The organism is Umezawaea tangerina, assembly GCF_003002815.1.
GTDB lineage: Bacteria > Actinomycetota > Actinomycetes > Mycobacteriales > Pseudonocardiaceae > Umezawaea > Umezawaea tangerina.
Window position 1 is genome coordinate 1 of the sequence record NZ_PVTF01000019.1, and the last position, 19,770, is coordinate 19,770.

18 protein-coding genes and 1 rRNA gene are annotated in these 19,770 nt (G+C 72.2%); all 19 read left to right on the forward strand.

Annotation, left to right across the window (positions count from 1 at the left end; translation table 11 throughout):
• The first annotated feature begins 156 nt into the window (after nt 1-156).
• The 19 genes from rrf (at nt 157) to CLV43_RS41830 (ending at nt 19,761) form a co-directional block, all read left to right on the forward strand.
• Nucleotides 157-273 (forward strand): 5S ribosomal RNA (rrf, locus tag CLV43_RS41745).
• A 99-nt stretch (nt 274-372) separates the two neighbouring features.
• Nucleotides 373-2,880: a hypothetical protein gene (locus CLV43_RS49845; protein ID WP_245887430.1), complete on the forward strand. Its 2,508-nt coding sequence runs from the start codon at nt 373-375 to the stop codon at nt 2,878-2,880.
• On the forward strand, nt 2,877-3,665 hold the full coding sequence (locus CLV43_RS41755) for an HAD-IIA family hydrolase (protein WP_106195738.1): 789 nt from the start codon (nt 2,877-2,879) through the stop codon (nt 3,663-3,665). The genes CLV43_RS49845 and CLV43_RS41755 overlap by 4 nt, the downstream gene beginning before the upstream one ends.
• An 852-nt stretch (nt 3,666-4,517) precedes the next feature.
• Nucleotides 4,518-5,414, forward strand: coding sequence for a hypothetical protein (locus tag CLV43_RS48240; RefSeq protein WP_170156250.1), 897 nt, complete (start codon nt 4,518-4,520; stop codon nt 5,412-5,414).
• Nucleotides 5,386-6,078 carry a response regulator transcription factor gene (locus tag CLV43_RS41765; RefSeq protein WP_106195742.1) on the forward strand — a complete coding sequence of 231 codons (693 nt, stop codon included), beginning with the start codon at nt 5,386-5,388 and terminating at the stop codon, nt 6,076-6,078. The genes CLV43_RS48240 and CLV43_RS41765 overlap by 29 nt, the downstream gene beginning before the upstream one ends.
• Entirely contained in the window at nt 6,075-7,553 is a 1,479-nt protein-coding gene (locus tag CLV43_RS41770; RefSeq protein WP_245887431.1) for a sensor histidine kinase, read from the forward strand. Before CLV43_RS41765 ends, CLV43_RS41770 begins: the two co-directional genes overlap by 4 nt.
• A 128-nt stretch (nt 7,554-7,681) precedes the next feature.
• On the forward strand, nt 7,682-7,855 hold the full coding sequence (locus tag CLV43_RS48245; RefSeq protein WP_211304817.1) for a hypothetical protein: 174 nt from the start codon (nt 7,682-7,684) through the stop codon (nt 7,853-7,855).
• Nucleotides 7,856-7,859: 4 nt separating this feature from the next.
• Nucleotides 7,860-8,669: a TlyA family RNA methyltransferase gene (locus CLV43_RS41775; RefSeq protein WP_106195744.1), complete on the forward strand. Its 810-nt coding sequence runs from the start codon at nt 7,860-7,862 to the stop codon at nt 8,667-8,669.
• Nucleotides 8,666-9,562: an NAD kinase gene (locus tag CLV43_RS41780; protein ID WP_106195745.1), complete on the forward strand. Its 897-nt coding sequence runs from the start codon at nt 8,666-8,668 to the stop codon at nt 9,560-9,562. Before CLV43_RS41775 ends, CLV43_RS41780 begins: the two co-directional genes overlap by 4 nt.
• A gap of 83 nt (nt 9,563-9,645) precedes the next feature.
• Nucleotides 9,646-11,433, forward strand: a complete 1,788-nt coding sequence (gene recN, locus CLV43_RS41785; RefSeq protein WP_106195747.1) for a DNA repair protein RecN — start codon at nt 9,646-9,648, stop codon at nt 11,431-11,433.
• Nucleotides 11,430-12,344 (forward strand): hypothetical protein, encoded by a 915-nt coding sequence (locus CLV43_RS41790; RefSeq protein ID WP_146175119.1) that lies wholly within the window; start codon nt 11,430-11,432, stop codon nt 12,342-12,344. The genes recN and CLV43_RS41790 overlap by 4 nt, the downstream gene beginning before the upstream one ends.
• Nucleotides 12,341-12,892 (forward strand): hypothetical protein, encoded by a 552-nt coding sequence (locus CLV43_RS41795; protein ID WP_106195750.1) that lies wholly within the window; start codon nt 12,341-12,343, stop codon nt 12,890-12,892. Before CLV43_RS41790 ends, CLV43_RS41795 begins: the two co-directional genes overlap by 4 nt.
• A 20-nt stretch (nt 12,893-12,912) precedes the next feature.
• On the forward strand, nt 12,913-13,539 hold the full coding sequence (locus CLV43_RS41800) for a hypothetical protein (protein ID WP_106195752.1): 627 nt from the start codon (nt 12,913-12,915) through the stop codon (nt 13,537-13,539).
• Nucleotides 13,536-14,144, forward strand: coding sequence for a hypothetical protein (locus CLV43_RS41805; RefSeq protein WP_106195753.1), 609 nt, complete (start codon nt 13,536-13,538; stop codon nt 14,142-14,144). The genes CLV43_RS41800 and CLV43_RS41805 overlap by 4 nt, the downstream gene beginning before the upstream one ends.
• A gap of 63 nt (nt 14,145-14,207) precedes the next feature.
• The gene (gene steA, locus CLV43_RS41810) at nt 14,208-15,392 is read left to right on the forward strand and encodes a putative cytokinetic ring protein SteA (RefSeq protein WP_106195755.1); all 1,185 of its coding nucleotides are present in this window, start codon (nt 14,208-14,210) and stop codon (nt 15,390-15,392) included.
• On the forward strand, nt 15,389-16,327 hold the full coding sequence (locus CLV43_RS41815; RefSeq protein ID WP_106195757.1) for a copper transporter: 939 nt from the start codon (nt 15,389-15,391) through the stop codon (nt 16,325-16,327). Before steA ends, CLV43_RS41815 begins: the two co-directional genes overlap by 4 nt.
• Before the next feature lie 124 nt (nt 16,328-16,451).
• Nucleotides 16,452-18,152 carry a CTP synthase gene (locus CLV43_RS41820; RefSeq protein ID WP_106195759.1) on the forward strand — a complete coding sequence of 567 codons (1,701 nt, stop codon included), beginning with the start codon at nt 16,452-16,454 and terminating at the stop codon, nt 18,150-18,152.
• Nucleotides 18,149-18,772 (forward strand): NUDIX domain-containing protein, encoded by a 624-nt coding sequence (locus CLV43_RS41825; RefSeq protein WP_106195761.1) that lies wholly within the window; start codon nt 18,149-18,151, stop codon nt 18,770-18,772. The genes CLV43_RS41820 and CLV43_RS41825 overlap by 4 nt, the downstream gene beginning before the upstream one ends.
• A gap of 611 nt (nt 18,773-19,383) precedes the next feature.
• Complete coding sequence (locus tag CLV43_RS41830; protein ID WP_106195763.1) at nt 19,384-19,761, forward strand: DUF2752 domain-containing protein; 378 nt, start codon at nt 19,384-19,386, stop codon at nt 19,759-19,761.
• The last annotated feature ends 9 nt before the right edge of the window (nt 19,762-19,770 follow it).

The window sequence follows — 19,770 nt, forward strand, 5'->3', positions numbered from 1 at the left end:
AATGGGTGGAGTTGACCGGTACTAATAGGCCGAGGACTTGTTTACGAAGACGCTACGCATCCACTGTGCGGTTCTGAAAGAACCGAACCGGACCATCAGGGTCCACTCCTACGGGGGTGGAGACTCTGGTGCCCACGGTAGGTAATTTCATAGTGTTTCCGCGGTCATGGCGGAGGGGAAACACCCGGTCCCATTCCGAACCCGGTAGTTAAGCCCTCCTGCGCCGATGGTACTGCACTGGTGACGGTGTGGGAGAGTAGGTCACCGCGGGACAATTATTCCCTGAAAGGGCTTGTGATGGGGGCACATCTTATGTGCTCAAATCACAAGCCCTTTTCGGCGTGTTCAGGCGTTGTCCATAGGAGGAATCAGGTGTCCAGGTTCGGGGAACGTCCCGGCGACCGTCAGCGTGGCCAGGGAGACCGACCGCGCCGTTCCGATGGTGGTCCAGCCCAAAGCAGTGACCGCAGGCCGTCCAGCAGTGGCCGCCCGACGGGAAGTGAGCGTGCCGCCGGTTACCCGCGGCGGGACGACAAGCACATCGCCCCCAACAGCGACGGACCGCGGCGCGACCAGCGCGGCACGTCCAGTGGTGGCGAACGCCGGGAGTACAAGCCCCGCGACGACCGCCCCCGCTACGAGAAGCCCCGTGGCACCGGTTCCGGCAGCAGTGGCGGCGGCTACCCCCGTCGCGACGACCGCTCGGGTAGCACGGGCGGCTCCTACAAGCCCCGTGACGACCGTTCCGGTGGTGGGGAACGGCGCGAGTACAAGCCCCGTGACGACCGTTCGGGCTCCGGTGAGCGCCGCGAGTACAAGCCTCGCGATGACCGCTCCGGTGGTGGCGAACGCCGGGAGTACAAGCCGCGCGAGAGCACCTACAAGCCGCGCAGCGACAGCGGTTCGAGCTCGTACAAGCCCCGTGACGACCGGCCTCGGTACGACAAGGCGCGCGACGACCGCGGTGGCAGCACCTATCGCAAGGACGACGCCCCCCGCGGCGGCGGCTACCAGCGTTCCGGCGGCGACAGCAGGCCGGACTTCCGGCCGCGCACCGGTGGCGCCTCGGGCGGCACGCACAAGCGCGACAGCCGCGACGGCCGTCCCGACTTCCGCCCCCGCACCACGGGCACCGGCAGCAGCTTCAAGCGCGACGACCGCTCCGGCGGTGGCGAGCGCCGCGAGTACAAGCCCCGCACCGAAGGCGGCAGCAGCAACTACCCGCGTCGTGACGAGCGCGGTGGCATCTCCAGCAACGGCAACAGCCGCTACCGCAGCTCCGACGACAAGCCGCGCTACGACAAGCCCCGTGACGACCGCTCCGGCGACGACCGGCGGGACTTCAAGCCCCGCACCGGGTCCTCCGGCGGCTACCAGCGCGACGACCGCCCCCGCTACGACAAGCCGCGCGACGACCGGGGCAGCGCCCCGCGCCGCGACGAGGGTGGCCGCGGCGGGTACCAGTACCGCGACGACAAGTCCGCGGGCGGCGAGCGCCGCGAGTACAAGTCGCGCGACGACCGCGGTGGCGACCGTCGTGAGTACAAGCCGCGCACCGAGAGCAGCGGTGGCTACCAGCGTCGGGACGACCGCGCGGGCAGCGGTGAGCGTCGTGAGTACAAGCCGCGCACCGAGACCGGCACCGGTTACCAGCGTCGGGACGACCGCGCCGGTAGCGGTGAGCGTCGTGAGTACAAGCCGCGCACCGAGACCGGCAGCGGCTACCAGTCCCGTGACGACCGCTCCGGTGGTGAACGCCGGGAGTACAAGCCCCGCGAGGACCGCGGGTCGAGCGGCTACCAGCGCGACGACAAGCCGCGTTACGAGCGTGCGGGCGGCGAGCGGACGACGTCGCGCGAGGACCGTCCCCGGCACGAGAAGCCGCGGCACACCAAGCCGAAGGTGGACGCTCCCCAGGAGACCACCTCCGCCAAGGACGACAAGCGCGACGAGCGCAGCCGCCAGCGGGCCGCCCGCTTCCAGGAGCGCACCCCCCAGTACGGGTCGGGTGCGGCCCCGGAAGCCGAGGGCGACGAGTCGGTGGAGGCGCCGGTCGTCGACGCCGACGTGCGTTCCGACGCCGAGTCCGCTCCCGCAGCCGAGGCGCCGGCGCAGGAGTCCGCTCCCGCGGCTCCTGTCGTGGAAGAGGGCTACCAGCGGGCACGTGCGCCGGAGCTCCCGCCGGAGGCCGACATCTCCGCGCTCGACCCCGAGATCAAGGGTGAGCTGCGGGGCCTGCCGAAGGGGTTGGCCGAGATCGTCGGTCGGCACCTGGCGGCGGCCGGGCTCCTGGTCGACACCGACCCGGTGCTGGCACTGGAGCACGCCCGCTACGCGCGGGGCAAGGCCGCTCGCATCGGCGTCATCCGCGAGGCCGCGGGACTGACCGCGTACCACGCCGGCGAGTGGGCCGAGGCGCTGTCCGAGCTGCGCGCCGCGCGCCGCATGTCGACCGGCACCGGTCACATCGCGGTGATGGCCGACTGCGAGCGCGCGCTGGGCCGCCCGGAACGGGCGATCGAGCTGGCCCGCGAGGTCCAGGGCCAGCCGCTGGCGCCGGACGAGGCCGTGGAGCTGCGGATCGTCGCGGCCGGGGCCCGTCGGGACATGGGGCAGTTCGACGCGGCCGTGGTCGCGCTCCAGGGCGAGGACCTCGACCCGAAGCGCCGCGACCCGTGGAGCGCCCGGCTGTTCTACGCCTACGCGGACAACCTCGAGGCCGCGGGCCGCGCCGAGGAGTCGGTGCAGTGGTTCCTGCACGCGGCCGAAGCCGATGACGAGAACGAGACGGACGCCGCCGAGCGGGCGTTCGGGTTCTCGATCGTGGAAGAGGACGTCGAGGAAGACGCCCTCGAAGACGAGGGGAACGCGGAGAAGTGACCGAGACGTTGTTGGCGCGGTACGACGCACTGCTGCTGGACCTCGACGGCACTGTGTACCGGGGCAAGGAGCCCGTCCCCGGCGCCGCGGAGGCCGTGGCGGCCGCCCGCGCGTTGGGGGTGGGCATCCGGTTCGTGACCAACAACGCCTCTCGGGCACCGCAGGACGTCGCCGACCACCTGGCCGAGATCGGGTTCGAAGCCGTTCTCGACGAGGTGAGCACGAGCGCGCAGGCCGCGGCCGCGATGCTGGGTGAACACCTCACCGCCGGGACCAAGGTCCTGGTACTGGGCACGGACGCGCTGGCCGAAGAGGTGTCGCGGGCCGGGTTCGTGCCGGTCCGCGAGGCTTCGGACGACGTGGTGGCCGTGGTGCAAGGGCTGTCGCAGGACCTCGGCTGGCGTGAGCTGGCCGAGGCCTGCGTGGCTCTGCGCCGGGGAGCGTTGTGGGTGGCGTGCAACGTGGACGTGACGCTGCCGACCGAGCGCGGGCTGCTGCCGGGGTGCGGGGCGCTGGTGGCGGCGTTGAAGGCGGCCACCGATCGGGAGCCGATGGTGGCGGGGAAACCCGCGGCGCCGTTGCTGGAACAGGCGGCGAAATCGCTGGGGGCCGAGAGGCCGTTGGTGGTGGGAGACCGGCTGGACACGGACATCGCGGGGGCGGTGAACGCGGGGATGGACTCGTTGTTGGTGTTGACGGGGGTGTCGACGGAGGCGGAGGCGATGGCGTTGGCTGAGGGGTGGAGGCCTACGTACATCGCGGCGGATTTGGGTGGGTTGTTGTAGGGGGTTGGGTGGGGCGTGTCTGCCTTGCAAGTTCTCTTGGGGGAGTCTGGCCCTCGGTTGTGTTGTGTCCACCGACTGGTGAAGCCCGGCCCCCGGTGCGCAATTGTCTCAATGCCCTGCCCATGTTTGTCAAGACGGTGAAGCTGTCTTGACAAACATGGGCAGGGCAGGAGGGCGCTGTGTATCGGGGGCAGGGGTAGGTCTGGCTTCGCCAGCATCAGGCTGCGCCTGACCAAGCATCGGGCTCCGCCCGACGAGGCTTCCTCGGCTTCGCCGTTGGACCAAGCATCCGCGCTTCGCGGCGGACAGGGCATCCTTGCTGCGCGGCGGACAAGGCCCCAGGCGCTCCGCGCCGGATGCGCGCGGGCGGGCTGCGCCCGTCGTGGGGATCCTCGCTTCGCGTCGGACGAAGCGGGCGGGCGCTCCGCGTCGGGTGCGAGGTGGCGGCTGCGCCGGTTTTGTGTGTCTTGCTTTGCGTCGTTCTGTCTTCCAAGTGTTGCTGTGGGTTTGCCGGCAATTTCCTTGTGCTTCCTGGGTGTGGGTTGTCTTCTCCTGTGTTTTGGCCGGGGGTGGGGTCGTTTCCCAGGTGGTGTCCAGGAGACGTTCAGGGTGGCGCGATGTGGTGTGCATACGTTGCTGGGTATGGGAAATGTGCGTGGTCGGGATGTGTTGGTCGGGGTGGGGATCGGGGCGGTTGCGGTTGTTGTGATGTGGGGGGTGGCGGCTGCGGGGTTGGGGTTGTTGGGGGTTGGGGAGGTTGTGCGGCGGGCTGTTGGGGTTGTGGGGGCGGCGGTTGGGGTGCCGGTGAGGGTTGTGCCGCAGTTGCCGGGGGTGGGGGCTGGGGTGGGGGCGGTGGTTGAGGTGGGGCTTGGGGTGGTGGCGACGGGGGTCGCGTTTGTCGGGGTTGTTGTTGTGGGGGTTGGGTTGTGGTGGGTGGGGCGGTGGGGGGTGGCTGTTGGGGTCGTAGGTGGGTTTGCCTTGGTTTTGTCCCTTGTGGCTTTTGGGGTTGGTGGGGGTGCGGGGGTGTGGGTGGAGTCGGGAAGTGTTGTGGTGCAAGGGGTTCTGTTCGTTCTGCTGGTGGTGGGGGTGTGGGGGTTGACCACTGTGGAGGTGGTGAGGCCCGCGGTGGTGGCTGTGGTGCGGGTATTGGGTGGGGCGGTTGTGGTGGCGATGGTTGTGGGGGTGGGGGTTGTGGTTGCGCAGGGGCGGGGGGCGTGGGTGGTGGGGGTGGTTGTGCTTTTGGGGCCGAGTGTGGTGTTCGCGGTGGTGACGCGGGGGATGGGGGTCGGGTGGGAGGTGCGGGTTGATGACGCTGTGAAGGGGGTGTTGGAGAGGGTTGGTGGTGGGGGGATGGTGGAGTTGGGGGTGCTGGACGTGCCGGTGTGGCCGATGTCGGTGGTGTCCGTTCTGCTGCTTTTGGGGTGTGGGCTGTTGACCGGGTGGTGGACGGGTGGGGACGGGGCGGTCGAGAGGGTGGCTCGGAGTGCTGCCGGGTTGGGGGTGGTGGGTGGTGTGGTGTCCGTGGTGATGGTGGTGGTGGCGTCGGTCCGGGCGCACGTGGCCGTGTCGGTGCGGGGGTTGGTGTTCCTGGACGGGAGTGCTGGGGTGGTGGGGGTGTGGTGGGAGGCTGCCCTGGTGGGGACCGTCGCGGGAGCGGTGGCGGGGGCGTTGGGTGCCGTGGTGTTCGTGGTCGGGGGGCGGGTGGGCGGAAGGGCTGGGAATGGCGTCGTTGTTGGTGGTCGAGGATGATCCGACGCTGCGGGAGCTGCTGGGCGCGAGCCTGAGGTTCGCGGGGTTCGAGGTGGTGACGGCGGTGGACGGGGCGGCGGCGCTGGGGTTGGCGGAGCGGGAGGCGCCGGGGCTGGTGGTGCTGGACGTGATGCTGCCCGACATCGGTGGGTTCGAGGTGCTGCGGCGGTTGCGGCGGGCGCACGGGGAGGACCTGCCGGTGGTGTTCCTGACGGCGCGGGACACCCACGAGGACAAGGTGGACGGGCTGTCGGTCGGTGGTGACGACTACGTGACGAAGCCGTTCCGGCTGGAGGAGCTGATCGCGCGCATCCACGCGGTGCTGCGCCGCGCCGGGCGGTCGGCGGGAGTGCCGAACGGGACGCCGCTCGCGGTGGGGGACCTGGAGCTGGACCCGAACGCGCACCTGGTGACGCGCGGCGGGGAACGGGTCGAGCTGTCGCAGACGGAGTTCAAGCTGCTGCGCTACCTGATGGAGCACGCGGACCAGACCGTGGCGAAGTCCCGGATCGTGCGGGACGTGTGGAACCACGACTTCGGCGGCGACCCGAGCATCGTCGAGTCCTACGTGAGCTACCTGCGCCGCAAGGTCGAACGGGGCGAGCCCAAGCTGATCCACACGGTCCGCGGCATCGGGTACGTGCTGCGGACACCGCGGCCGTGACGGTGCTGCGCCGGGTCCCGCTGAGCGCGCGGCTGCTGGTGATCACGCTGGTGCTGCTGGCCGTCGGGCTGGTCGCGACCACCGCCGTGGTGGTGGCGTCGCTGCGCGGGCCGCTGGTGAACCGGGTGGACGGCCGGCTGCGGGCGGGTGGTGAGCTGCTCTCGCGCTTCCCGCCGCAGGCGCTCGACGCGGTCGGTCGGGCCGCGGTCGGGCAAGGCGCGCCCGCGAACAGCTCGGGGCTGCTGGACCTGGTCACCGACACCCACATCACCTACGTGTCCCCCGACGGCGGGCAGGAGCGGATGTTCCGGCTGGGCACGGCGGGCACCGCGCCGGATCCGGGGCTGCCGGACCTCGGCGCCTCGACCGCGGCCAGGAGCGGGCAGGGGCCGTTCGACATCGAGTCGGACACCGGGACTACCTGGCGCGTCCTCGTCCTGCCCGCCCGGTACTCCGGGGCCGACGGCGTGGTGGTCGTGTTCGCCGCGTCGCTGGCGGACGTGGACGCGGTCGTCGGCCGGGTCAGGACCAACTGCTACCTGATCGGCTCGGCGCTGCTCGTGCTGCTGTCGCTGCTCGGGTTCTTCGCGCTGCGCGCCGGACTGCGGCCGCTGCGCCAGGTCGAGGCCACGTCGGCGGCGATCGCGGCCGGTGAGCCGGGCCGCCGGGTGCCGGACATCGCCGCGCCCAGCACGGAGGTGGGCAGCCTCGCCGCCACGATGAACGGGATGCTGGACCGGCTCGACGAGGCGGCCGCGGCCAGGGCGGAGTCGGAGGCGCGCACCCGGCGGTTCGTGGCCGACGCGAGCCACGAGCTGCGCACCCCGTTGGCGGGCATCAGCGGGTCGACGGAGCTGTACCGGATGGGCGCGTTGCCGGAGCGCGCGGACGTGGACCGGACGATGGACCGGATCGAACGGGAGTCGCGCAGGCTGGAACGGCTCGTCGACGACCTGCTGCTGCTCGCCCGGTTCGACGACGCGGACCCCACCGCGCTGCGGATGGAGCCGATGGACCTGCGGGCGGTCGCCGTGGACGCGCTGCACGACCTGCGCGCGCTCGACCCGACCCGCCCGGTGGAGCTCACCGGACCCGGTGGCGGACCGGTCGGTCCGGCGCCCGTCCTCGGCGACGAGGCCCGACTGCGCCAGGTGGTGACGAACCTGGTCGGCAACGCCGTCCGGCACACCCCCGCCGCCACGGCGGTCCGCGTCGGCGTCGGCACCGTCGACGGGCGCGCGGTGGTGGAGGTCGCCGACGAGGGGCCGGGGCTCACCCCGGAACAGGCGGAGCGGGTCTTCGAGCGGTTCTACCGGGCGGACGCCTCGCGCACCCGCGCCGACGGCGGGGGTGCCGGGCTGGGGCTCGCGATCGCCCGGTCGCTGGTCGTCGCGCAGGGTGGGGACCTGCTCGTCACGGCCACGCCGGGAGCGGGCGCGGTCTTCACGATGGCGCTGCCCGCACGCCCCGTCTGACCTGTGTTCGGACAGGGTTCACCACGGGTTCTACGTGGGTTCGGGGCCGTCGGTTCACCCGTGCGCCCGGAAGCGCCGTGCGCCACTCTCGCGCGTGTTCCGCCGGGACGATCCGCTACCGTGAACACGTGAACGTCGACGTTCCCCTGCCCGGCCCGCCGGTCGATCCCGTGCTGGGCATCGACGCGGCCCTGGCCGGCCTGGAGGGCCTGGAGCACCTCGAGATCGTTGACCACGTGGCGCGGTTCGACATCGCGCACACGGCGTTGACGGTCGCGCTCTCGAGCATCGACAAGGTCTGATCCCGTGCCCAGGAGGTCTCGGCTCGACGCCGAGCTGGTCCGGCGAGGGCTCGCCCGGTCCCGTGAGCACGCCAGCCAGCTGGTGTCCGCGGGTCGGGTGACGGTGCGCGGCACGGTCGCGACGAAACCGGCGACGGCGGTCGAGATCGACGCCGCGGTGGTCGTGCGCGAGGACGTCGACGACCCGAACTGGGCCTCGCGCGGCGCGCACAAGCTCGTCGGCGCGCTGGAGGCGTTCTCCGACATCGACCCGACCGGCGCGCGCTGCCTCGACGCGGGCGCGTCCACGGGCGGGTTCACCGACGTGCTGCTGCGCAAGGGCGCCGGTCAGGTGGTCGCGGTGGACGTCGGCCGCGGGCTGCTGGACTGGAAGCTGCGCACCGACGACCGCGTGGTCGTCAAGGACAAGACCAACGTCCGGGCGCTGACGCCCGAGGACGTCGGCGGGCCGGTCGACCTGATCGTGGCCGACCTGTCGTTCATCTCCCTCAAGCTCGTGCTGCCCGCGCTGAAGTCCTGCCTCAAGCCCGACGGCGACCTGGTCCCGATGGTCAAGCCGCAGTTCGAGGTCGGCAAGGAACGGCTCGGGTCCGGCGGGGTCGTGCGCGACCCTGAGCTGCGGGCCGACGCCGTGCTCACGGTGGTCGCCGCGGCCGCCGACCTCGGCCTGCGCCTGCACGGCGTGATCGCCAGTCCGCTGCCGGGCCCCTCCGGCAACGTCGAGTTCTTCGTCCGCCTCCGACTGGGCGACCCCCTGGAGCCGGACGCCGCCGCCGCACTCGTGCGAACCGCTGTCGCGGAAGGACCTCAATGACCGAGCGCGAGATCCTGCTCGTCGTCCACACCGGACGGCAGAGCAACATCAAGCTGGCGATGGAGGTGGCGCTGCGCTTCGCCGAGGCGGGCGTCCGGCTGCGCCTGCTCGACGACGAGGCCCCGCAGCTCTACCCGTGCTGCTCGATGAGCATCGTGCCCGCCGACGACAAGGCGGCCGAGGGCACCGAGCTGGTGTTCGTGCTCGGCGGCGACGGGACCCTGTTGCGGGCGGCCGAGCTGGCGCGCGCCGCGGGCGTCCCGGTGCTGGGCGTGAACCTCGGCCGGGTCGGGTTCCTCGCGGAGGCCGACTCGGACATGCTGCACGAGGCCATCACCCACGTCATCGACCGCGAGTACCACGTCGAGGACCGGATGACGGTCGACGTGACGGCCAGCGTCAACGGCCTCGAGATCGCGAAGACGTGGGCGCTCAACGAGGCCAGCGTGGAGAAGAGCTCCCGCGAGCGCATCCTCGACGTGGTCGTGGAGATCGACGGCCGCCCGGTGTCGGCGTTCGGCACCGACGGCGTCCTCTGCGCGACCCCCACCGGGTCCACCGCATACGCGTTCTCCGCGGGCGGACCGGTGGTGTGGCCGGACGTGCAGGCGCTGCTGGTGGTGCCGAGCAACGCGCACGCCCTGTTCGCCCGCCCCCTGGTCGTGTCGCCCGCGTCCGTGGTGGCGTTCGAGGTCGACCCCAACGGCCACCCCGCCGTGCTGTGCTGCGACGGCAGGCGCACGTTCGACCTGCCCGCGGGCACCCGGATCGAGGTCGTCGGCGGGAAGACGCCCATCAAGCTCGTCCGACTGCGCGAAGGACCGTTCGCCGACCGGCTCGTGGAGAAGTTCTCGCTCCCCGTGCAGGGCTGGCGCGGGCCGTCGCGCGGCTGACGGCACCGCTGGGACACGCGGTCGTGACCGGATTCGCCTCCCGAGGCACCGCGGTGTCGGTGCGTGCGGCTAGGGTTCGCCCTGTGTTGGCCGAGATGCGCATCCAGGGCCTCGGTGTGATCGATGAGGCAACCCTAGAACTCGATGCCGGGTTCACCGTCGTTACCGGTGAGACCGGTGCGGGCAAGACCATGGTCGTCACCGGGCTCCACCTTCTGGGTGGCGGTCGGGCCGAGGCGTCGAGAGTGCGCACCGGTGCCGACAAAGCCGTGGTGGAGGGCAGGTTCCGGGCACCAGCGGGTAGCCCGGCCGCGAAGGTCGCCGACGAGGTCGGCGGCGAACCGGACGAGGACGGCACCGTGATCGCGGTGCGCACCGTCGGGTCGGACGGCAGGTCGAGGGCACACCTCGGCGGCCGTTCCGTGCCGGTCGGTGTGCTCGCTGAGCTCGCGGAGCAGCTCCTCGCCGTGCACGGGCAGAACGACCAGCTGAGGCTGCTCCGGCCCTCCGAGCAGCGGGCGGTCCTCGACCGGTTCGCCGGTGACGAGGTGGCCGAGCCGCTGCAGGAGTACCAGCGGCTGCGCGAGGAGTGGCTGCGCGTCGCGAACGAGCTGACGGAGCGCTCCGAGCGCTCCCGCGAGCTCGCCCGCGAGGCGGACCTGCTGCGCCACGGGCTGGGCGAGATCGAGGCCGTCGGCCCGAAGCCGGGCGAGGACGTCGAGCTCGTCGACGAGGCCCGCAGGCTGGCCGACGCCGACCAGCTGCGCGAGGCCGCCACGGGCGCGCAGTACGCGGTGAGCGGTGCCGCGGACGGCGACCCGGACAACCCCGGCGCGCTGGGGCTGATCGGCGAGGCGCGCCGCCGGGTGGCGACGTCGGAGGACCCGGCGCTGCGCGCGCTGGAGTCCCGGCTCGTCGAGGCCGCCGCCGTGCTGGCCGACGTCGGTGCCGAGATCGGCTCCTACCTCGACCACCTCGACGCCGACCCGAACCGGTTGGAGACGGTGCTGGCCCGGCAGTCCGAGCTCAAGCACCTGACCCGCAAGTACGCGGCCGACATCGACGGCGTGATCGCGTGGGCCGAGGACGCCAACCAGCGGCTGTCGACGCTGGACACGTCCGACGAGGCACTGGCCGCGCTGGCCGCCCGCCGCGACGAGCTGGCCGCGGAGCTCGCGGTCTACGCCGCCCAGGTCTCCGCCGCGCGCACCAGCGCCGCCGAGGAGCTGGGCAAGGAGGTGTCGGACGAGCTGACCGGGCTCGCGATGCCGCACTCGAACATCGAGGTCGCCGTGCACCCCCGTGCCGCCGAGAAGGGCGACACGCAGGCGTTGCAGGTGGGCAAGGTCCTGCTGCACGCGGGTGCGAGCGGGGTGGACGAGGTCGAGCTGCGCCTGATCGCGCACCCCGGCGCCCCCGCGCTGCCGGTGCACAAGGGCGCCTCCGGCGGTGAGCTGTCACGGGTGATGCTCGCGCTGGAGGTCGTGCTCTCGCACTCCGACCCGGTGCCGACGCTGGTCTTCGACGAGGTCGACGCCGGGGTCGGCGGCCGGGCCGCGGTCGAGGTCGGCAGGCGGCTGGCCCGGTTGGCGCGCAGCCACCAGGTCATCGTGGTCACCCACCTCCCGCAGGTCGCCGCGTTCGCGGACCGGCACCTGGTCGTCGACAAGACGGCGGACGGCATCCTCACCCGCAGCGGTGTGCGGGTGCTCGACGAGTCGGAACGGGTCGTCGAGCTCGCCAGGATGCTGGCGGGCATGGACTCGACCGACACCGGCCGCGCGCACGCCGTGGAACTGCTCGCGGCGGCCAAGGCGGACAAGGACAGCGCCCCGGTCGTGCGGCGCAAGACGCGTAAAAAGGTCACATGAACCCAGCCGGGATGAAGCGCCGCCTCGCGGGCGCGGGCGCGCTGGCGGTGGGCGCGGTCGCGACCGTCGGCGGTGTGCTGCTGCCGCTGTACACGGAGGTGCGGACGTTTCCGGGGCAGCAGGCCACCCTGGTCGTCACCGCGCTCGGCAGCACGCTGACACCGGGGGTGACGGCGTCCACCCCGGTGTTCGCGGTGCCCCTGGTGCTGGCCGCGTTGCTGCTGCTGCTCGCCGCGGTGCTGGTGTTCCGCGGCGCCTCGCCGGTCGGCCGGATGACGGCCGTCGCCGGTGCCGCCGTGCTGCTGGGCGTGGCCTGGTCGGTCTACCTGTTCGTCACGAACGCCGCCGCCGTCGCGGTGGTGTCCGTGCCGCCGGGCGGCCAGCTCGTGCAGACCCTCGACCTCGGCCTGTTCCTGCTCGGCGGCGGCTGGTTCGTGGGCACGCTCGGCGCCGTCCTCGTGCAGGAGCTGCCCGAGGAGGAGGACCGCTCCCAGTGGCGGGACCTGGAGGAGCGCGCCGACCGCATCCGCGACCGGGTGCGCGAGCCCGAACCCGAGACCGTGCCGGACCCGGAACGCGCACCCCGCCGCAGGCGCAGGCACGCCGTCGAGGAGCGGTCGCGGGAACGCGAGGAGGAGCAGGAACGCCCGCGGGAGCGGGAACGCCCGCGGGAACGCGACGAGGAGCGCGGGCGCGGTGGCAGGCGCAGGCGCGTCGAGGAGCGGGAACGCGTCGAGGACACCGGCGAGGCGGTCGTGTACCAGCTGCCCGACGCGCCGACGGACGACCTCGACACCCCCGCGTTCGGCTTCCCGCCCGCGGAGTTCGGCCCCCAGGGGCCCGAGGACGACCCCGACGCCTCCACCACCAGGGTGACCCTCGACCCGGTCGACCCGCCCGGCCGCTCATGAGGTCCCGCCTCGGGCTCTTCGCACTGCTCGCCGGGGCGGTGCTGACCCTCGTGGGCGCCCTGCTGCCGCTCTACCACCAGGCCTACCGGCTGGCCGAGCAGCTCGAGTTCGAGGTCACGGCCTGGAACGTCCGCACGATCACCGGTCCCCAGCCCGACAGCGACGAGTTCCGCTCCTCGGTCCAGTACGGCATCCCCCTCGCGGTCGCGGCGGGTCTGCTCGTCCTGGCCGCGCTGTTCCTGCGGCACCGCCGGTTCGGCGCGGTCGCGCGGTTCCTGGCCGCCGGTGTGCCGCTCATGCTCGTGGGCGCGGTGTGGACGATCCTCCAGGTCTACCTGCGCCTGGCCCAGGGCAACCGCCGCGCCGACCCGATCACGCTGACCTCGCCCGGCCTCGGCCTGTGGATCCTGGCGATCGCCTGCGTCGTGGCGCTCGTCGGTGGTGTGCTGGTGCAGCGGGTGCCGGACCAGCTCGAACGGGCGCCCGAGCCCGAAGGCCCGGTCGTCTACCGGCTGCCCGACAGCGAAGAGCACGAGCAGGTGTCGTAGCCGTCCGAACCGGGGGGACCGTGGAACTGCGCGAGGACGTGTCGCGGTCCCCGCGACGGCGGGTGGTCGGAGGGGTCGCGTTGGCGGCGGGCGCGGTGCTGGCGCTGGTCGCCACGCGGCTGCCGCTGACGCGGCAGGACATCCGGTTCCCCGAGGGCGCGTCCTGGTACGAGACGGGCCTGTGGGGCACCAGGGCGTCCTCGGACATCGGTTCGGTGCTGGACCCCAGCCCAGTTCGCTACGGCGTGCCGGTCGTCGTGGCGGCGGTACTGCTCGTCGTCACGGCCGCGCTGGTGCTGGGTGCTCGCAGGCTGCCCGACCGGTTCGCGGCGCCCGTGAACGTCGGCGCGGTGCTCGCGGCCTTCCTGCTCACCGGCTCCGGGTGGACCGTGGGTCAAGTCCTGCTGTCGTCGTTCCGGAACGAGGAGAGCGCGTTCGCCACCGTCACGACTTCCGTGCGCGAAGGCGTGTGGGTGTTGGGCCTGGCCTGCGTCGTGGCCCTCGCGGGTGGTCTGCTGGTGCAGGCCTGGCCCGTTCGGGCCGCCGTGCCCCCACCGGAGCGGGGCGTGGTGGTGCACCGGCTCCCGGACGACTCCGGCGGGCCCGTGATCCCGGTTCCCGACGACACCGCGGGCGGTGACCGGTGAGCCGGGTCGTGGGCGCGGCCGGACTGCTCGGCGGAGCGGCGCTGGTGGTGGCGGCCTCGTCGCGGCCGCTGTTCGAGCAGGTGCGGGTGGACAGCGGGCACCGCACGGGGTACCGGATGTCCTTGTGGGGCAGCGAGTACACGTCCCCCGACGGGATCGTCGCCGCCGGGATGGACCCGGTCCGCTTCGGTGTCCCCGTGGTCGTCGCGGCGGTGCTGCTGGTGGTCGCGGCGGTGCTGGTGCTGGCCGAGTCGCGGCTCCCCGCGCGGGCGGCCGCGGCGGCGCGGGTGGGAGCGGTCGCCGCCGCCGCGCTGCTCCTCGGCTCGGTGTGGACCATCGGTCAACTCGTGGTGGTGATGGCGAGGCGCGACGACATCACGACGGGATCGGTCGACTCCTCCGGCGGTTCCGCGATGTGGCTGCTGGTGGCCGCGTGCGGCGCGGCGCTCGTCGGTGCCCTGCTCGTCCAACGCCGCCCGCGCCGGGCCGTCGAACCCGAGGGCGCGGTCGTCTACCAGCTCCCGGACGACACCGCCGCGGACACCCCTCCGATGGGGGTCGGGATTCACCCGGAAGTGTCCACAGAGGAATCATCACCCACCTGAGCAGCCCCGACAGGTCGGCGTGGCGCTCGGCCCGCCACCCCGGCATCGGCCACCATCGGACGCATGAAGCTCTCCGGGTTGCTCAGCCGCACGAACCACGACCTCCCGGGCGCCATCGGCGTCGCCAGGGTCGATCGCCGCGCTGGTGACCTGCTCCGACGGCTGAGTCCCGGCGACGTCGCCGTCCTGGACCAGGTCGACATCGACCGCCGCACCGCGGAGGCGCTGGTCGCCGCCGAGGTCGTCGGCGTCGTGAACGCCTCCCCGTCGATCTCCGGCCGGTTCCCCAACCTGGGCCCGGAGCTGCTGATCGAGGCGGGCATCCCGCTGATCGACAACGTCGGCAGCTCCGTCCTGCGCGACATCAGGGACGGCACGAAGCTGCGGCTGCTCGACGGGGTCGTCTACGACGGCGAGACGGAGATCGCCCGCGGCGACGAGCAGAGCGCCGAGTCCATCGCCGACGCGATGATCGAGGCCAAGGCCGGCATGGCCGCGCAGCTGGAGGCCTTCTCCGCCAACACCATCGAGTTCCTGCGCCGGGAACGCGCGCTCGTGCTCGACGGCGTCGGCGTGCCCGAGCTGTACGTGCCGATGCGCGACCGGCAGGTGCTCGTCGTGGCGGGCGGCCCGAGCCACGCGGAGGAGCTGCGGCGGCTGCGGAAGTACATCCGCGAGTACCGGCCGGTGCTGGTCGGCGTCGACACGGGCGCCGACACGCTGTTCGCCGCGGGTTACAAGCCCGACGTCATCGTCGGCGACCCGGACGGCATCGGGACCGAGACGCTGAAGTCGGGCCGCGAGGTCGTCGTGCCCGCGCAGACCGACGGGCACGCGCCCGGCCTGGAGCGCATCCAGGACCTGGGCATCGGCGCGGTGACGTTCCCGTCGTCGGGCAACGCCGAGGACCTCGCGCTGCTGATCGCCGAGGCGCACGGCGCCAGCCTCGTGGTGACCGTCGGCGTGCAGGCCGGGCTGCGGGAGTTCCTCGACCGCGGCCACTCGGGCTCCAACCCGTCCACCTTCCTCACCAGGCTCAAGCTCGGCAGCAAGCTGGTCGACGGCGAGGCCGTCGCCACCCTGCACCGCAGCCGGGTCTCGTTCGGCGTGATCCTCCTGCTGGTGCTGGCCGCCGTGCTCGCGATGGTCGCCGCGGTCGCCGTCTCCGGGGTCGGCCACGTCTACGTCGACATCGCCGTCGACGCGTTCCGCACCGTCTCCGACTGGTCGAAGGGGCTGTTCTCTTGATCTCGCTGCGCTACCACATCGTCTCGATCACGGCCGTCTTCCTCTCGCTCGCGGTCGGCGTCGTGCTCGGCTCGACGGCGATCAGCAGCAGGCTGCTCTCCGGGCTCAGCGACGACAACGGCGCGCTGGGCAGGCAGGTCGTCGACCTGCAGACCGAGCGCAACACCCTCAACTCGAAGCTCACCGAGGCCGACCGGTTCGCCACGTCGGTCGGCCCGCTGTCGGTGAAGGGCCAGCTCACCGACCGCACCGTCGTGCTGGTGACCACCTCCGACGCGCGGCCGGGCGAACGCGACTCGCTGGCCGGGCTGCTGCGCGCCGCGGGTGCCACGGTCACCGGCGAGCTCCAGCTCACCGACTCGTTCGCCGACCCGCACAAGGCCGACCAGCTGCGCGACCTGGTCGCCCGGCTGCAGCCCGCGGGCACCCAGCTGCCGACCGCGTCCGACCCCGGCACCCGCGCGGGCGGCCTGCTCGGCGCGCTGCTGCTGCTGAACAAGGACACCAACCAGCCGCAGGCCTCGGCCGACGAGACGGCCTCCGCGCTCGGCGGGCTGACCGGCGCGGGTTTCGTGAAGCCCGGTCAGGGGCTTCGACCCGCGCAGCTCGCCGTCGTGCTCACCGGTGGCGCCGTGGCGGGCGACTCGGCAGGCGATCGCGCCGCCACGATCGCGCGCTTCGCCATCCAGCTCGACCGGTCCGGCGCGGGCGCGGTGCTCGCGGGCGGCTCCGGGTCGGCCGACGGCACGGGCGCCATCGGCGTCGTGCGGGCGGACACGGCGGCGACTTCCGTCCTGTCGACCGTCGACAACGCCGACACCGCGGCGGGTCGCGTCGTGGCCGTGCTGGCGTTGCGCGAGCAGCTCGACGGCAAGTCCGGCCGTTACGGCGTGGCGGGCAACGCCGAGGCCCCATCACCTGGTCAGGCCAGCTGATTAACCCGTACGGGGGATGCGTTCGCGTGGTCTGGAGGGAATCGGCGGTCGGGCACGTGTTAGCGTTGTGGCCCGTGGACAGGGGTTATCCCCTTTCGGAACCTTTCAGACCACGGGAGCCTCGTTGGTGCTTCAAGCACGTACCACCAAGCACGTTTTCGTCACCGGAGGCGTCGCGTCCTCCTTGGGCAAGGGGCTCACCGCTTCCAGCCTCGGCCAGCTGCTGACTTCCCGTGGTCTGCGGGTGACCATGCAGAAGCTCGACCCCTACCTCAACGTCGACCCCGGCACGATGAACCCGTTCCAGCACGGCGAGGTGTTCGTCACCGACGACGGCGCCGAGACCGACCTGGACATCGGCCACTACGAGCGCTTCCTCGCCCGTGACCTGTCCGGCGAGGCGAACGTGACGACCGGCCAGGTGTACTCCGAGGTCATCGCCAAGGAGCGCCGCGGCGAGTACCTGGGCGACACCGTCCAGGTCATCCCGCACATCACCGACGAGATCAAGCGCCGCATCCGCGCGATGGCCGAGCCGGACGCCGAGGGCCTGGTGCCCGACGTCGTCATCACCGAGGTCGGCGGCACGGTCGGCGACATCGAGTCGCTCCCGTTCCTGGAGGCCGCCCGCCAGGTGCGCCACGACGTGGGCCGCGACAACGTGTTCTTCCTGCACGTGTCGCTGGTGCCCTACCTCGCGCCGTCAGGCGAGCTGAAGACCAAGCCCACCCAGCACTCCGTGGCCGCGCTGCGCAACATCGGCATCCAGCCCGACGCCATCGTGTGCCGGGCCGACCGGGAGATCCCGGACGCGCTCAAGCGCAAGATCGGCCTGATGTGCGACGTCGACAACGAGGCCGTCGTGGCCGCCGTCGACGCGCGGTCGATCTACGACATCCCCAAGGTGCTGCACGGCGAGGGCCTGGACGCCTACGTCGTGCGCAGGCTCGACCTGCCGTTCCGCGACGTCGACTGGACCGTGTGGGGCGACCTGCTGGAGCGGGTGCACAACCCCACCGAGACCGTGCGCGTCGGCCTGGTCGGCAAGTACGTCGACCTGCCGGACGCCTACCTGTCGGTCACCGAGGCCCTGCGCGCGGGCGGGTTCGCCCACCGCGCCAAGGTCGAGGTCGTCTGGGTGCCGTCCGACGAGTGCCAGACGCCCTCCGGCGCGGCGCACGCGCTGGGCGGACTGGACGGCGTGCTCGTGCCCGGCGGGTTCGGCGTGCGCGGCATCGAGGGCAAGATCGGCGCCATCACCTACGCCCGCACCCGAGGCATTCCGGTGCTCGGCCTGTGCCTCGGTCTCCAGTGCATGGTCATCGAGTCGGCCCGCAACCTCGCCGGGATCCAGGACGCCAACTCGGCCGAGTTCGAGGAGGGCGGCACCCCGGTCATCTCCACCATGGCCGACCAGCAGGACGTCGTCTCCGGTGAACGCGACATGGGCGGCACCATGCGCCTCGGCGCCTACCCGGCCAAGCTGACCCCCGGCTCCGTCGTGGCGCGCGCGTACGGCACCAACGAGGTGTCGGAGCGGCACCGCCACCGCTACGAGGTCAACAACGCGTTCCGCGACAAGCTCTCCAAGGCGGGCCTGGTGTTCTCCGGCACCTCACCGGACGGCAGGCTCGTCGAGTTCGTCGAGCTCCCCTCCGACGTGCACCCGTTCTTCGTGGCGACCCAGGCCCACCCCGAGCTGAAGTCCCGCCCCACCAAGCCGCACCCGCTGTTCGCGGCGTTCGTGCGCGCGGCCCTGGACTACCGCCTCGCCGACCGCCTCCCGGTCGAGCTCGCGGAACCCGCCGTGGCGGTCGCGAAGTGACCGAGGCAGGCGCACACGAGTTCCGCACCGTGTCCTCGCGCGACGTGCACATCGGCCGCGTCGTCGGCCTCCGCGTCGACGAGGTCGCGATGCCCGGCGGCGGGACCGCGCTCCGCGAGGTCGTCGAACACCTCGGCGCGGTCGCCGTCGTGGCACTGGACGACGACGACCAGGTCGTCCTCATCCACCAGTACCGCCACCCCCTCGGCCACCGGCTGTGGGAGCTCCCCGCGGGCCTCCTCGACTCCCCGGACGAGATCCCGGTCGAAGGCGCCCGCCGCGAACTGGCGGAAGAGGTCGGCCTGGACGCCTCCCGCTGGTCGACCCTGGTCGACGTCGCCGCCTCACCCGGCTTCACCGACGAGGTCGTCCGCGTCTTCCTCGCCGAGGACCTGTCCACTGTGGACCGCGACCTGCAAGGCGATGAAGAAGCCGACCTAGTGGTCAAGCGCTTCCCGCTCACCGAAGCGGTCCGCATGGCCCTGGCGGGCGACATCATCAACGGCGCCGCGGTCGCCGGCCTACTAGCCGCACAAGCAGTCAAATCAGGCACAACCCCCCGCCCCGCCGACGCCCCCTGGCCGGACAGGCCGCACACCTTCGCAGCACGCCAAAACTGAGAAAAACGCCGCCTGCGGCGGTGGTTGCCATCCACCCAGGACAACAACCACCGCCCACGCAACCAAAACACCCAACCCCACCCCGCACAGGCGTAGCCAAGGGACGAGGTCAGGGAGTGAGGCCAAGGCGCGAGGCCAAGGGGCGAGGCCAAGCCCACCACCACCCCGCACAGCGAAGGCCAAGGACACCACCGCCAAGCAGCCGCCCCACACACAGTCGTTGCCCCACACAGCCGCCACCCCAAGCCGCCGTGCTCAATGACAACCACGGCCCCACGCAACGGGAAGCACCCAACCGTGGCCGATTTTACTTGGGGTTTTTGGGCCTACAATGAGTCGGCGGGCAGGCTCTACCACCTGCCCTTTTTCGCCCGACGAGGCCCAAAAAGAGGGGCCCCAAGTCAAATCGGCCACACCACAACGCAACCCGCCCCGCCACTCACCCCACCGAGCAGCAGCCCCCAACCCCCACCTACCGGGCAGCAGCCCACAGCCCACAGCTCACTGAGCAGCAGCCCACAACCGCCGCTCACCGAGCAGCAGCCCCCACCCCCCAACTCACCGAGCAGCAGCCACAAAGACCACACCCACACCCCCCGAAAGCCCCCCACATGCGGAAAGCCCTGACCGGCCCCACAGCCGCCGCCGTGGCCGCCGCCGCAGGCGCCGTCGTCCTCCTCTTCGCCGACCCCACCAAACCCGGCTCCTGGCTCCCCAGGTGCCCGTTCAACTGGCTCACCGGCCTCGACTGCCCCGCCTGCGGCTCCACCCGCATGGTCCACGCCCTGCTGCACGGCGACCTCCCCGCCGCCTGGCACTACAACGCGGTCATGCTCGTCGCCGGGCTCCCCGTGCTCGCCTGGCTCTGGTTCAGGTGGTTCCGCGCCAGCAGTTCCGGCGTCCCCACACCCCCGCTCCCACGCCGCACGACCACGACGATCCTCGTGGTCGCCACGACCTGGATGATCACCAGAAACCTGCTCGCGTAGATCCCCGCG